The sequence below is a fragment of the Nocardioides mangrovicus genome (genome assembly GCF_003674065.1).
Taxonomy (GTDB): Bacteria; Actinomycetota; Actinomycetes; order Propionibacteriales; family Nocardioidaceae; genus Marmoricola; species Marmoricola mangrovicus.
The window spans coordinates 163,728-177,698 of the sequence record NZ_RDBE01000010.1 but is presented as its reverse complement, the minus strand read 5'-3'; the positions used below and the strand labels follow the sequence as shown (position 1 = coordinate 177,698).

General features: G+C 72.1%; 13 protein-coding genes and 1 riboswitch. Of the genes, 7 read left to right on the top strand and 6 right to left on the bottom strand.

All coding sequences use genetic code 11. The features are described 5' to 3' along the window. Positions 1-4: 4 nt before the first annotated feature. The 7 genes from D9V37_RS15480 (at position 5) to groL (ending at position 7,031) form a co-directional block, all read left to right on the top strand. Positions 5-631 carry a LytR C-terminal domain-containing protein gene (locus tag D9V37_RS15480; RefSeq protein ID WP_121807077.1) on the top strand — a complete coding sequence of 209 codons (627 nt, stop codon included), beginning with the start codon at positions 5-7 and terminating at the stop codon, positions 629-631. 45 nt (positions 632-676) lie between these two features. Continuing rightward, positions 677-1,522: a trehalose-phosphatase gene (gene otsB / locus D9V37_RS15475; protein ID WP_121807845.1), complete on the top strand. Its 846-nt coding sequence runs from the start codon at positions 677-679 to the stop codon at positions 1,520-1,522. 64 nt (positions 1,523-1,586) lie between these two features. Then, positions 1,587-1,713, top strand: a riboswitch (SAM riboswitch). A gap of 7 nt (positions 1,714-1,720) precedes the next feature. Further along, positions 1,721-2,980, top strand: coding sequence for a threonine synthase (thrC, locus tag D9V37_RS15470; RefSeq protein ID WP_121807076.1), 1,260 nt, complete (start codon positions 1,721-1,723; stop codon positions 2,978-2,980). Continuing rightward, positions 2,981-3,256 (top strand): MoaD/ThiS family protein, encoded by a 276-nt coding sequence (locus D9V37_RS15465; protein WP_121807075.1) that lies wholly within the window; start codon positions 2,981-2,983, stop codon positions 3,254-3,256. A 251-nt stretch (positions 3,257-3,507) separates the two neighbouring features. Then, positions 3,508-4,410, top strand: a complete 903-nt coding sequence (locus D9V37_RS15460; protein WP_121807074.1) for an oxygenase MpaB family protein — start codon at positions 3,508-3,510, stop codon at positions 4,408-4,410. Continuing rightward, on the top strand, positions 4,364-5,203 hold the full coding sequence (locus D9V37_RS15455) for an ATP-grasp domain-containing protein (protein ID WP_121807073.1): 840 nt from the start codon (positions 4,364-4,366) through the stop codon (positions 5,201-5,203). Before D9V37_RS15460 ends, D9V37_RS15455 begins: the two co-directional genes overlap by 47 nt. 199 nt (positions 5,204-5,402) lie before the next feature. Beyond that, positions 5,403-7,031: a chaperonin GroEL gene (gene groL / locus D9V37_RS15450; RefSeq protein ID WP_121807072.1), complete on the top strand. Its 1,629-nt coding sequence runs from the start codon at positions 5,403-5,405 to the stop codon at positions 7,029-7,031. 101 nt (positions 7,032-7,132) lie between these two features. Here groL and D9V37_RS15445 read toward each other — a convergent pair whose 3' ends face one another. The 6 genes from D9V37_RS15445 to D9V37_RS15420 all read right to left on the bottom strand — a co-directional run bounded on the left by D9V37_RS15445 (position 7,133) and on the right by D9V37_RS15420 (position 13,937). Beyond that, positions 7,133-7,750, bottom strand: coding sequence for a nucleoside/nucleotide kinase family protein (locus tag D9V37_RS15445; protein ID WP_121807071.1), 618 nt, complete (start codon positions 7,748-7,750; stop codon positions 7,133-7,135). Between the two features lie 27 nt (positions 7,751-7,777). Then, positions 7,778-8,896, bottom strand: coding sequence for a glycoside hydrolase family 6 protein (locus D9V37_RS15440; protein ID WP_121807070.1), 1,119 nt, complete (start codon positions 8,894-8,896; stop codon positions 7,778-7,780). A 15-nt stretch (positions 8,897-8,911) separates the two neighbouring features. Then, on the bottom strand, positions 8,912-9,541 hold the full coding sequence (locus tag D9V37_RS15435; protein ID WP_121807069.1) for an alpha-ketoglutarate-dependent dioxygenase AlkB: 630 nt from the start codon (positions 9,539-9,541) through the stop codon (positions 8,912-8,914). Positions 9,542-9,584: 43 nt separating this feature from the next. Continuing rightward, positions 9,585-10,802, bottom strand: coding sequence for a S53 family peptidase (locus D9V37_RS15430; protein WP_198412596.1), 1,218 nt, complete (start codon positions 10,800-10,802; stop codon positions 9,585-9,587). A gap of 147 nt (positions 10,803-10,949) precedes the next feature. Beyond that, on the bottom strand, positions 10,950-12,287 hold the full coding sequence (locus tag D9V37_RS15425) for an MFS transporter (RefSeq protein ID WP_121807068.1): 1,338 nt from the start codon (positions 12,285-12,287) through the stop codon (positions 10,950-10,952). 288 nt (positions 12,288-12,575) lie between these two features. Continuing rightward, positions 12,576-13,937 (bottom strand): type I glutamate--ammonia ligase, encoded by a 1,362-nt coding sequence (locus D9V37_RS15420; protein WP_121807067.1) that lies wholly within the window; start codon positions 13,935-13,937, stop codon positions 12,576-12,578. Between the last annotated feature and the right edge of the window lie 34 nt (positions 13,938-13,971).

Genomic DNA, 13,971 nt, shown 5'->3' with positions numbered 1-13,971 from the left:
CCCCATGCACCTCTTCCCCCACCGGTGCAGCAGGCGAGACGAGCGGGGCGTCGTCGTCCCCTCGCGGCTGATGATCGTCGCCATCGTCGTCGTGGCCATCGGCGCCGCCATGTACGTGGCCACCACGCCGAGCAAGAAGACCGCCGCGGCCGCCGACACCACCAGCGCGGCCCGAATTGCCAGCAGCACCCCGAGCCCTTCGTCGGCTCGCTCCTCGAGCAGCGCCTCGGCCACCCCGTCGAAGCGCGCCTCGGCCTCCTCGACCCCGTCGTCCAGTCCGACGTCGGCCTCGACCCCGAAGGCGTCCTCGAGCCCGAGCGCGTCGGTCTCGGCGCCGAGCCGGGCCGTGCGCCGCGCGGCCACCTTCGTCGAGGTCTTCAACAACACCAAGCGCAAGGGCCTGGCCGGCCGGGCCGCCACCCGCGCCAAGAGCGTCGGCTGGAAGGTGGTGGGCTCCGACAACTGGTACGGCACCATCCCGACCAGCACGGTCTACTACCCCAAGGCGATGGCGCGCGCGGCCAAGGTGCTCGCCCGCGACCTCGGCATCAGCCGCGTCGAGCCCGCCGTGTCGCCGATGCGCGGCGACCGGCTGACGGTGATCCTCACCTCGGGCTACCGGCTGCAGTAAGGCCCGCGCGGCACCCGGTCGGGGCGTTGCGGGAGCATGGGCGTCGTGGAGACCGTCTCGCCCGACGCCGAACGGCACTACGCCGCGGTGGTCCGGGGCGCCGACCGGCTCGTCGTCGGGCTCGACTTCGACGGCACCTTGGCGCCCATCGTCGAGGACCCCGAGCAGGCCCGCATCCACCCGCGCGGGCGCGAGGTGCTGCTGCGGCTGGCGGAGGCGGTGCGCGGGGTGGCGGTGGTCACCGGCAGGCCCGCACGTCAGGTGCTGGCGCTGGGTGGACTGGACGAGATCGGCGACGAGCTGGGCGGTCGCGGCCGCGACCTGTACGTGCTCGGCCAGTACGGCAACGAGCGCTGGAGCTCCCACGAGCGCCGCGTCATCACCCCCAAGCCGCCGCGCGGGCTGGCCACCTTGAGCAGCGAGCTGCCCGGCATCCTGCGGCGCGCCGACGCGGCCGAGGCGTGGGTGGAGGAGAAGGGGCTGGCGCTCGGCATCCACACCCGGCGGCTGCCCGACCCGGACGCGGCGCTGGAGCGGCTCCGCGAGCCGGTCGGCGAGGCCGCGCGCCGCCACGACCTGGTGGTCGAGCCGGGTCGGATGGTCCTGGAGGTGCGCGCCGGCGGGATGGACAAGGGCGCGGCCGTGCACCGACTGGCAGAGGAGCTCGACGCGGGCGCGTTCTGCTTCGTCGGCGACGACCTGGGCGACGTCGAGGCGTTCAAGGCCGTCGGCGACCTGCGCGCCGACGGCGTCGTCGGTCTGCTCGTCGCCTCCGGCTCGCGCGAGGAGTCCGCGCTGGTGGACCTGGCCGACGTCGTGGTCGCCGGTCCCGACGGCGTCATGGACTTCCTCGACGCGCTGGTCGACGACGTCCGGGCGCTGCGAGCCTGAGACGATCGGTCCCACATCGCGGACACGATGTGCACATTCTGAGACGCGCTTTTACGCTGAGCAGAGCTCATCCAGAGGGGCAGAGGGACACGGCCCGGCGAAGCCCCGGCAACCACACCGCACCAGCTCCACGCGGTTCCGGTGCCAATTCCGTCCCGCGGACGAAGGTCGCCGCGCGGGGAAGATGAGGAGGCTTTCATGAGCACCCTGGTCCAGGACCGACTCCGCGCCGGCGCGTTCGGCAACGCCGTCGCCCTCTCCTGTCGCGAGTGCGGCGCCACCCAGGAGCTGGGGCCGTTCTACGCGTGCACCGAGTGCTTCGGGCCGCTGGAGATCTCCTACGACTACCCCAGCATCACCCGCGAGCAGATCGAGGCCGGGCCCGCCAACATCTGGCGCTACCAGCCGCTGCTGCCGGTGCCGGCCGACATCGCCGAGAGCCCCAACACCGAGCCCGGCTTCACCCGGCTGATCCGCGCGGCCAACCTGGGCCGCGAGCTGGGCATCGACCGGCTCTGGGTCAAGGACGACTCCGGCAACCCCACCCACTCCTTCAAGGACCGCGTCGTGGCGGTGGCACTGTCGGCCGCCCGCGAGCTGGGCTCGAAGGTGTTCGCCTGTCCGAGCACCGGCAACCTCGCCAACGCCGTCGCCGCAGCCGGTGCCCGCGCCGGCATCCCGACCGTGGTGTTCATCCCGCACGACCTGGAGATCCCCAAGGTCGTGGCCAGCGCGATCTACACCAACCGGCTCGTCGCGGTGCGCGGCAACTACGACGACGTCAACCGGCTGGCCTCGGAGATCGCCGGCGAGGAGGACGGCTGGGCGTTCGTCAACGTCAACGTCCGCCCCTACTACGGCGAGGGTTCCAAGACGCTGGGCTACGAGGTGGCCGAGCAGCTCGGCTGGCACATCCCCGACCAGACGGTGATCCCGGTGGCCTCGGGCTCGCAGCTGACCAAGGTCGACAAGGCCTACCAGGAGCTGATCAGGCTCGGCCTGGTCGAGGAGAAGCCGTACCGCATCTTCGGCGCCCAGGCCACGGGCTGCTCCCCGGTGGCGCAGGCCTTCCGCGACGGCCACGACGTCGTCCGCCCGGTGCGGCCCGACACCATCGCCAAGTCGCTGGCCATTGGCAACCCCGCCGACGGTCCCTACGTGCTCGACGTCGTGCGCCGTACCGGCGGCGTCGTGGCCGACGTCGACGACGAGCAGGTGCGCCAGGGCATCGAGCTGCTGGCTCGTACCGAGGGCGTGTTCGCCGAGACCGCGGGCGGCGTGACCATCGGCGTGCTCAAGCAGCTGGCCGAGTCCGGCGCGCTCGACACCTCCGCCGAGACCGTCGTCTTCAACACCGGCGACGGCCTGAAGACCCTCGACGCCGTCGCCGACCGCGTCGGCCCGGCCGCCACCATCGACGCCTCCTACGAGGCCTTCACCGCCGCAGGGATCATCTAGGTGGCCGTGAGCGTGCGGGTGCCGACCATCCTGCGGACCTACACCTCCGGCGAGTCGGAGGTCGGCGCCGAAGGCGCCACCCTCGGCGAGGTGATCGACGACCTCGAGACCCGCTACGCCGGCATCCGCTCCCGGGTGCTCGACGACGCCGGTGCGCTGCGTCGCTTCGTCAACGTCTACGTCGGCAACGACGACGTCCGCTTCCTCGACGGGCTCGCCACCCCCACCGCCGACGGGGTCCAGATCTCGATCATCCCGGCGGTGGCGGGGGGCTGAGGGTCTCTCGCCGGCGCCGGGGGCGGTTTCCTCCACTCGCGCGTCCGGAGTGCCCGGTTTCACCGGCCGACGGGTGAAACCGGGGGACAGAACCGGGCGAAGCGCCCGCGAACCGACCGGGGTCGCGCGCCCGTCGCCCGGCTTGTCCGCACTCTCGCCGGCCGAGTCATGCGCTGACGCGCCTCTGATCGGCGCCGCCAGCCTTGTTGCGACCGCTGACTCGGGACCGTGACAGTAGTACTGTCACGGTCATGCTGAGCCGCCGCCACTGGGTGCGTCGCATCTCCGAGCTCGACCCCGAGGTCGACCACGAGGAGATCTACCGGCTGCTGGTCGCGCGCGAGTTCCCGTGGGACCTCGAGCAGGCACTCGAGCTGGCCCTGTTCCGCACCTACGCCGTGCCCAGCATCGGCGGTCTGCTGGCGCGCACGGGCGAGTTCACCGAGCGCACCCAGCGCCGCTTCGACGACACCGGGCTGATCCTCGAGGCCGTGGGCGAGCACGGCTTCGACTCCGTGACCGGTCGCGCCGCCGTGCGGCGGATGAACCAGATGCACCAGCACTGGCGCATCCCGCAGGACGACCTGCGCTACGTCCTCACCACCTTCGTCACGGTCCCGATCCGCTGGATCGAGGCCTACGGCTACCGCCCGCTCAGCGAGATCGAGCGCACCGCCACCGCGAACTACTACCGCCGGCTGGGCCGGCTGATGGGCATCCGCGACATCCCGGCCACCTGGCGCGAGTTCGGCGAGGCGATGGACGCCTACGAGGTCGAGCGGTTCGGCCGCGACGACGGTGCGGTCGCGGTCTCGGAGGCGACGCTGAGGCTGCAGGCCGGGTTCCCGCTCTTCCGGCCGCTGCCACGGTGGCTGGTGCGCCGCGTCCAGCTCTCGCTGATGGACGACCGGCTCCTCGAGGCGTTCGGCTACACCGCGCCGGCCGAGGGCGCGCTCTACCGTGCGGCTCTCAGGGTCCGGGGGCGGGTACTGCGGTTCTTCCCCGCGCGTCGCGACGAGTGGCACTTCCGCGACCTGCCGCAGGTGCGCTCCTACCCCGAGGGCTACCGCGTCGAGGAGCTCGGCACCTTCGCGCCAGGATGTCCTCATGCCCTCGGTGCTGCTGGCGACGTGCACGAACCTGCCCCATGGTGAGCCGGGCGGCGACCTGCTGCTGAGCGCCTTCGCGGACGCGGGCGCCACTGCGCGCTGGGCCGCGTGGGACGACCCGGACGTCGACTGGCGTGCCGCCGACGTGGTCGCCGCCCGCGCCACGTGGGACTACGAGCAACGACGCGCGGAGTTCCTGGCCTGGGCCGGCTCGGTCGGGCCGCGGCTGCTCCACGGTGCCGACGTCTTCGCCTGGAACACCGACAAGCGCTACCTGCTCGAGCTCGCCGACGCCGCGGTGCCCGTCGTGCCGACCGTCGTCGCCGAGACCTCCGACCAGCTCGGCCGCGCGGTCGCGCAGTGGGGCACGGCCGTGGTGAAGCCCGCCGTCGGCGCAGGCGGGCGCGGCGTGGAGGTGATCACGGCGGCCGACGCGGCGCGCGGGCACGGGGCGGGGGAGGGGCCCTGGATCGTGCAGCCGCTGCTGGAGTCGGTGCGCGTCGAGGGCGAGCGCTCGGTCTACGTGCTCGGCGGCGAGGCGGGCGCCCAGCTGCTCAAGCACCCGGCCGGCGAGGAGATCCGCGTGCACGAGACCTACGGCGGACGCACCGAGGTCGCCGACCCCGACGTCGAGGCGGCCGACCTCGCCGTACGGACGGTCGCGGCGGCCCAGCAGCTGCTCGGTGTGAGGCTGAGCTACGCCCGCGTCGACCAGCTGCGGCTACCCGACGGCTCGCTGGCCGTGGGCGAGCTCGAGGTCACCGAGCCGGGGCTCTACCTGGAGCGCGCACCGCAGAACGCGGCCCGGTTCGTGGCCGCCGCACTGGCCGCGTCGTGAGCCGTCGGACGTTTGCACTCGCTTGGGGCGAGTGCTAATACTGCTACTAGCACTCTCGCCATGAGAGTGATAGATCCATCGGCGTCAACGGTGAGGTCGTGCGGTGCTCGGCGGGAATGGTCCGGCGGGTGCGGCGGCCGTCCGTCGCGGGCACCCACGACGTCGTCCCATCTGACTTGGTAAAGGAATCACTGAGCACATGCCGAAGCTGATTGCTTTCGACGAGGAGGCCCGTCGCGGCCTGGAGCGTGGCATGAACACGCTCGCCGACGCGGTCAAGGTGACGCTGGGCCCCAAGGGCCGCAACGTCGTCCTGGAGAAGAAGTGGGGCGCGCCCACCATCACCAACGATGGTGTGAGCATCGCCAAGGAGATCGAGCTCGAGGACCCTTACGAGAAGATCGGGGCCGAGCTGGTCAAGGAGGTCGCCAAGAAGACCGACGACGTCGCCGGTGACGGCACCACCACCGCCACCGTCCTGGCCCAGGCCATGGTCCGCGAGGGCCTGCGCAACGTGGCCGCCGGCGCCAACCCGATGGCGCTCAAGCGCGGCATCGAGAAGGCCGTCGAGGCCGTCTCCGAGCAGCTGCTCGGCATGGCCAAGGACGTCGAGACCAAGGAGCAGATCGCCTCGACGGCGTCCATCTCCGCGGCCGACACCACCGTCGGCGAGATCATCGCCGAGGCGATGGACAAGGTCGGCAAGGAAGGCGTCATCACCGTCGAGGAGTCCAACACCTTCGGGCTGGACCTCGAGCTCACCGAGGGCATGCGCTTCGACAAGGGTTACATCTCGGCGTACTTCTTCACCGACCCCGAGCGCATGGAGGCCGTCCTCGACGACCCCTACATCCTCATCGTGGAGTCCAAGGTCTCGAACGTGAAGGACCTGCTCCCGGTGCTGGAGAAGGTCATGCAGTCGGGCAAGCCGCTGCTGATCATCGCCGAGGACGTCGACGGCGAGGCCCTCTCGACGCTGGTCGTCAACAAGATCCGCGGCACCTTCAAGTCCGTGGCCGTCAAGGCTCCGGGCTTCGGTGACCGCCGCAAGGCCATGCTGCAGGACATCGCGATCCTGACCGGCGCGCAGGTCATCTCCGAGACCGTGGGTCTCTCGCTCGAGGGTGCCACCGTCGACATGCTGGGCCAGGCCCGCAAGATCGTCGTCACCAAGGACGAGACCACGATCGTCGAGGGCTCCGGTGACGGCGACCAGATCCAGGGCCGGGTCAACCAGATCCGCGCCGAGATCGACAAGTCCGACTCCGACTACGACCGCGAGAAGCTGCAGGAGCGGCTGGCCAAGCTGGCCGGCGGCGTCGCGGTCATCAAGGTCGGCGCGGCCACCGAGGTCGAGCTCAAGGAGCGCAAGCACCGCATCGAGGACGCCGTTCGCAACGCGAAGGCGGCCGTCGAGGAGGGCATCGTCGCCGGCGGCGGCGTGGCCCTGGTGCAGGCCTCCGACAAGGCCTTCGAGAAGCTCGAGCTCGACGGCGACGAGGCCACCGGCGCGACCATCGTGCGCCTGGCCTCCGAGGCCCCGCTCAAGCAGATCGCGGTCAACGCCGGTCTCGAGGGCGGCGTCGTGGCGGAGAAGGTGCGCAACCTGACCCCGGGCAACGGCCTCAACGCCGCCACCGGTGAGTACGTCGACATGGTCGCCACCGGCATCATCGACCCGGCCAAGGTGACGCGCTCGGCGCTGCAGAACGCCGCGTCGATCGCCGCGCTGTTCCTCACCACGGAGGCCGTCGTGGCCGACAAGCCCGAGAAGGCGCCGGCGATGCCCGCCGGCGGCGACGGCGGCATGGGCGGGATGGACTTCTGATCCGCAGCCTCTGAGCACGTCAGCACGAAGGGCCCCGGGAGTTCCCGGGGCCCTTCGTCGTTCTCGTCGGTGACGGTTCACCACGGTGCCGTGGGGAACCGTCACCGGCCGAGGTCGATGACCAGGTCCGCCCGAGGGGCGCTGCGGTCCACCAGCCCGGCGTTGGGCTCGTCGACGCGGGCGACCCACTCCTCGGCGGCGTCGGGCGCCTTGCCGAACCGCACGTGCCGGGCCACCAGCCGCTGGCGGCGGGTGGGCTCGTCGAGCCGTAGGTACCAGGCCTCGTCGAGCCGGCTCCGGACGGCGGCCCAGCCGGACTCGGGCAGCAGCAGGTAGTTCCCCTCCACCACGACGATCTCGTGCTCGGGCAGCACCGCGATGCTCTGGGCCACCGGCTGCTCCAGGTCGCGGTCGAAGGCGGGGGCCCAGACCGGCTCGCCGTCGCCGACGCGGGCGAGCAGCGCGGCCAGGCCGCCGGGGTCGAAGGTGTCGGGTGCCCCCTTGCGGTCGCGGCGTCCCAGCCGCTCCAGCTCGACGTCGGCCAGGTGGAACCCGTCCATCGGCAGGTGGACCGCGTCCGGCCCCAGCCGCGCCACCAGGTCCAGCGCCAGGGTGGTCTTGCCGGCACCCGGAGCCCCGGCGATGCCGATCACCAGCCGAGGGCGCTGCGACTCGCCCCGTAACCGTCGCAGCCGCGCGACCAGGTCGGCCCCGTTCATCGGTACGGAGTCATCGGCTCGGCGGCATCAGTAGGGCGTCGTCCGCGCCAGCTGGAGCGCCCGGCCGTAGTCGAACGGGTCGGCCTGGCGGTACAGCCAGGGCCGGCCGAACCACAGGTAGGCGTCGACGTAGTCGCGGGCCATCGTGCGTTGTCGGGCGGTGAGTGGCCAGCGCGCGTTGGCGACGTCGGTGGTGGGCGGGATCCCCAGCGTCACGCAGCGCTGCGAGGACCGGCTGGCGCACACCGTGGCGTTGTCGTGGTCCTTGCCCGGCGCCTGGCCGAAGACGACCGGGCGGCCGTTGGAGGAGGTGTTGACCACGACGTGCTTGTCCTTGATGCCGCGACGGGCGAGCTCCTGAACGATCTCGGCACCGGCCTGCACCTCGTCGCCGGTGGCGCCGTAGTGGGTGGAGTTCAGTGCGATGCCGCGGGCGTAGCGGACGCCGTCGGCGATGAGGAAGCTGGCCGCCTCCGAGCGGCTCCACGGCCAGTCCGACGCCCCGCCGTCGATGTAGACGTAGGTGTGGGGCAGCGCGCTGAGCTTGCGCGAGGCGTACGCGATGAGCTGCGAGGGCACCGCGGAGTGGTGCGGCGCGCAGGTCACGAACGGGCCGTCGGGCTGGAGGATGACCACCACGTGGGAGGAGCCGATGCCGCGGGCGACGTTGTCGATCCACTGCCGGTAGCTGGCTTGCTCCCCGCCGGAGGACACCCGGTGGCAGGCCGCTCCCTCCCACGGCACCACCCGGAACAGCGCCATCAGCGCGAACGTGTCGGAGCGGCCGTGCGTGGAGCCCTCGACGTAGGCGCGGACCTTGCCCTCGATCGCGCCGTTGCTGACCCAGGCGCCGTACCACTTGGCCTTCTGCCGCAGCGCGATCTTGGCCAGCAGCTTGCGGTTCTCGCCGCGGCTGCGGGCGTACGGCGCCCAGGCCTGCTCGTCGTTGCCCTGGTAGACGCCGAGCTTGAGTGAGGCCAGCGGGTTGGGCGGTGCCGGCGGTGGCTTGGGCTTCGGTGGGTGACCGACGTGGGCGGCGGTGACGACCGCGAGGGCCGTCGGGTCGGTCGGCGGCGCGGCGTGCGCCGCGGCGGCGATCACGCCGGCGGCGAGCAGCCCGGCGAGGGCGGCGGCGATCCGGCGCATGCCGCCCGACCCTACTCAGAAGACGTTGCGGGGACGGAACTGGATGCTGATGCGCGGCCCGACCGGTCGGGCGGTCTTGAGGATCGCGTGCTCCCAGGTGCGCTGGCACGAGCCGCCCATCACGATCAGGTCGCCGTGACCCAGCGGGTACGCCGCCGCAGTGGTGCCGCCGACCGGTCGCAGCGAGAGCCGTCGCGGCGACCCGAGCGAGAGGATGGCGACCATCGTGTCGGCGCTGCGGCCGCGGCCGATCCGGTCGCCGTGCCAGGCCACCGAGTCGTGCCCGTCGCGGTAGTAGCAGCAGCCGGCGGTGACGAAAGGCTCGCCGAGCTCGTCGGCGTAGTAGGACGACAGCGTGTCGCGGGCGTGCTCGAGGATCGGGTGCGGGAGCAGGTCGCCGGCCGCGTAGTGGCACAGCAGCCTCGGCACGGCGACGACGTCGTCGTACATCGGGCGCCGCTCGGCCTGCCACGGCACGTCGTGGACGAGGTCGGCGAAGACCTCGTCGGCGCCGCAGAGCCAGCCGCGACGCAGGTCGACCCAGGCGCCGTCGGAGAGCTCGCGGCGCTCGACCCGACCGCGCAGCGCACCGAGCGCCACGCGGTCGAGGTTGAGGTCGAGCAACGAGGCCTGGAAGTCGAGCACCTGTCCATGTTAACGAACAGGTGTTCGACTGCCAAGGGTCCGATCAGAAGGCGGCGGTGCCGTTCGGGGTGCCGAGCCCGGTGGGGCCGTCCCAGCCGCTGCGCGCCGTGCACCACTGGGTAGGCGAGCAGGAGCCGTTGGAGCCGCTGGTCACGTCGTTGAGCGACCCGGTGTGGGAGTAGGGGATCGCGTTGGCGTAGCCGGAGGTGTTGCCCGAGAGGGCGTAGACCGAGGCGACGATCGGCGCGGACTCGCTGGTGCCGCCGATCTGGCCCCAGGTGGAGGCCGACGCGCTGGTCGGGTAGTAGACCGCCATGCCTCCCGCGGACGGGTCGGCGGCGGCGGAGACGTCGGCCATCGCGCGCTTGCTGCACCCGGTGCCCGAGGACGAGGCCGCGCTCAGGGCGGCGTTGACGGTGGAGCAGCCGCTGCCCGCGCCGTCCCAGACCGTCTCCGACCAGCCGCGAGTGTTGCTCGCCGAGGTCAGTGAGGTGCCGCCGACCGCGGTGACGTACTGCGAGGAGGCCGGGAAGCTCGCTCCGTCGTAGCCGTCATCGCCGGTGGAGGCCGTGACGGCGATGCCCGGGTGGTTGTACTTCGCGCCGTAGGTGGAGTCGGCCAGGTCGCCGCCGCCGTAGGAGTTGGAGATCGCCACCACGCCGGACTGCTTCGAAGCGGTGTTCGCGGCCGTGCCGAGGTTCGAGATCGAGGCCGAGGTGGCCTGGACGACGACGATCTTGCAGTCGGGGCACACGGCCGAGACCGCGTCGACGTCGAGCGCTTGCTCGCCGTCCCAGCCGACGTCGGTCGAGGGCAGCGAGGTCCCGCCGGTCTGGTTCATGATCTTCAGGCAGCCGTTGGCCTTCGTGCAGGCCGAGAGCCCGAACTGCGAGCGGTAGACGCCCAGGTCGCGCTCGAGGTTGGGGTAGCCGTAGGCGTCGACGATCGCGACGGTGCGCCCGCCGGAGGTCGTGCCCGCCACGTTGTAGGCGTCCTGCAGGTCGTCCGGCGTCATGCCGGAGGCCGGAGGGGCCGCGCTGTCGGGGGCGAGGTCGGTGCTGTTCTTGACCAGCACCTCGGCGTAGCAGGAGGCGACGGTCTTCTTGGTGCTGGCGCTGCACAGGCGCTGCGCGTGCATGGCCTTCGCCGTGGCCGGCGTGGCCTGCTGGGTAGGTGCCGGTGCTGCGTGGGCGGGGCTGGTGGCGAGCAGGATCGCTGTCGCGGCACCGGCCAGAGCCGTCCCGAGAATCTTCTGGCGCACGGTGGTGATCTCCCATTCTTCGTGCTCGTCGGGAGTGGCGAGCGGAGATACGCAATCCGAAACCGGGGGTGCGCGACAAGACCTTGCCGCCCGATCCGGAGACCGTGAATGTGCACTGCACAAAGCTGCACGTGTCCTGCGCTGGGTTCAGGGCTGGCCGGCGGACTCCCGCAGGGCGTCGGCAGCGGTCCCCGGCGGCGGGTCGTCGAGCGGACCCCTGACGCCGACGCCGTTCGCCGTCGGGCTCAGCAGCGGCTCGAGCCGGGTGACGGCCAGCAGCGCCACCAGGCCGCAGCCGACGACCAGCCCGACGACGTAGGGCACCTGCTGGTGGTGCCCGATCAGCCAGCCGGAGATCGGGGGCGCGAGGACCATCGGCACCTGGAAGGCGATCGAGGCCAGTGCGTTGGAGCGACCGCGCAGCCGGTCGGTGGTTAGGTCGTTGGTGATGGCCGGCATCGTCGGCTGCAGCAGCGTCTCGCCGAGCGCGAACACGCTCGCGCAGGTGGCGATGAGCACCGTGGCGCCCCAGGTGTCGGGCACCAGGCCCGAGGCGCCCATGAGGACCCACGACAGCGCCCACACCGCCGACATCACCACCATCACCCGGGTGCGGCGTCGGCCCTCGATGCGCTGCAGCACGACCAGCTGCAGCAGCACGATGACCAGCGTGTTGGCCGCGAACGCCAGCCCCAGACCCTGGGTGGACACGTGGGCGACGTCGCGGGCGAACGCCGGCATGCCGGAGTTGAGTTGGGCGTAGGCCACGAAGGAGGCGACGAAGTTGAGCAGCACCATCGTGCGCATGCCCGGGAGCCGAGCCACCTCGCGGTAGCTCGGCTTGGTGGTCTCGGCCTCGTCGTGCTCGGCGCGGCCGGTGACGTGGCGCAGCGGGACCAGCAGCACGAACAGCGGCGCCAGGAACGTCGCGGCGTCGACCAGGTAGATCGTCTGGAACGTCCACAGCCGGTGGACGTCGACGAACGCGCCGCCGACGATGCCGCCCACGCCGATGCCGAGGTTGAGCAGGCTGAAGTTGAGCCCGTAGTACCGCTGCCGCAGGTGCGAGGGCATGATCGTGGCCACCAGCGTCTGCGAGGCCGGGAACGAGACGCCGAACGCGCACCCCGACAGCGCGAACCCCAGCGCGGCCAGCGGCGCGGTGGAGGCGAAGGCCATCACGGCCTCGCCCACCAGCACCAGCGTCGTGGAGCCGACCAGCACCAGGCGTGCCCCGATGCGGTCGATCAACCCGCCGCCGGGCACGGCGGCGATCAGCCCGGCCAGCGGCTGCACGCCGATCAGCAGACCGGTGGTGGCGAGGCTGAAGCCGCGGACCTCGTGGAGGTAGACCACCCAGAACGGCAGCACCAGCCCGGTGCCGATGAACTCCACGACCACGATGGAGAGCAGCAGCCGACCCTCCCGCGGCAGGTCGTGCCAGAACGCGCGGAGGGGGGTCTTCGTCGACGGTCCCGAGCTCACCGACTCAGGGTGTCAGCGGGCACCGACAGTGCGCGAACGGGTTTCGGTGGTGGTCGGCGCCCTGGCCCGGGGGTGCGCCAACTGCACACCTGCGACGTCGGCACGCCCGATCGACCGGAATGTCCGCGCCGGGTGCGCAGGTGTGCAGTTGGCGCACGTGGGGGGCGCCCGCCGGTCGTCGACCGCGCGCGCCGAAACTCCACACTTGCGCAGGAAATCGAGGGGGTCGCCCGACATGTCCCCCGCACAACTGCGCAAGTGCGGGACTTTGGCGACCTGGGGGCGGCCTCAGTGCACCCACCGCACGGCGGCGGCGACCTCCTCGGGCGAGGCGTCGGCGAAGAGCTCCAGCTCGGACTCGCGGACCGCGACGATCGCCTCGACCAGCTGCGGGCCGAAGGCGGTGGTGAGCACCTCGTCGGCGGCGAAGGCGTCCAGCGACTCGCGCAGGCTGGTCGGCAGCCGGCCGATGCCGCGGCGGGCCAGCTCGTCCTCGCCCAGCGAGGCGGGGTCGACGTCGACCGGCTCGGGGAGGTCGGCGCCCGCGGTGCCGGCGGCGAGCAGGCCGGCCAGCAGCAGGTAGGGGTTGGCCTGCAGGTCGAAGGACTTGACCTCCAGGTTGGCCGCGGCCGACTCGCTGCCGGTCGAGCCGGTGACCATCCGCAGCGCGGCCTCGCGGTTCTCCAGCCCCCAGCAGGCGTAGGCGCCCGCCCAGTGCTGCGGGACCAGCCGCAGGTAGGAGGCGACGCCGGGGGCGCCGATCGCCAGCAGTCCGGGCAGGTGGGCCAGCACGCCGCCGGCGAACGCGACGCCCTCCGCCGTCAGCCCGAACCGCTCCTGGCCGCCGGCCATCAGGTTCTGACCGTCGCGCCACAGCGAGAGGTGCACGTGACCGCCGTTGCCGACGCCGGCGACGTCGACCTTGGGGGAGAAGGAGGTGACGAACCCGTGGTGGCGCCCGACCGCGCGGACCGTGTCGCGCACCAGCACCGAGGTGTCGGCGGCGCCCACCGGGTCCTCTGGCGCCACCGAGAGCTCGAACTGCCCGGGGGCGTACTCGGGGTGGTACTGCTCGACCGTCACGCCCTCCGCGGCCAGCGCGGCGAGCACGTCGTGGGAGTAGTCCGAGGCGTCACCCAGCCGCGCCAGCCCGTACGCCGGCCCGCTCGCGGCCGGCACGAACTCGGTGTCGTCGAGCGAGACCACCCACTCGATCTCGTAGGCGGCCCGGTAGGTCAGGCCGCCGGCGGCGGCGTCGGCGACCAGCCGGCGCAGCAGCAGCCGGCTGTCCAGGGCGTAGGCCGAGCCGTCCTGGGCGAAGCGCTCACCGGGCGCCCACGCCCAGCCGTCCAGCGCGGAGCGGACGACGAGCCGGTCGAGGTCGGGCACGATCCGCTGGTCGCCCACCGGACCGACGCCGCTCGGCGGCGCGGCCACCCAGTCGTCGAACCGGAAGAAGTCGAACGCGGTGGAGAAGCCGACGCCCCACGCGGCCAGCGAGGGCAGCCGGTCCAGCGGCACCGACTTCACGCGCGAGACCCCGGCGTTGTCGACGAAGCTGGTGGCCACGGCGACCACGCCCTGCTCCTCCAGGCCGGCCAGCAGGTTCTCGGCCCGCTGACGTCGGTGCTCGCGCTCGGCTGCGTCCATGATCGTTCCTTCCATTGGTCTGGACAAAAGATAG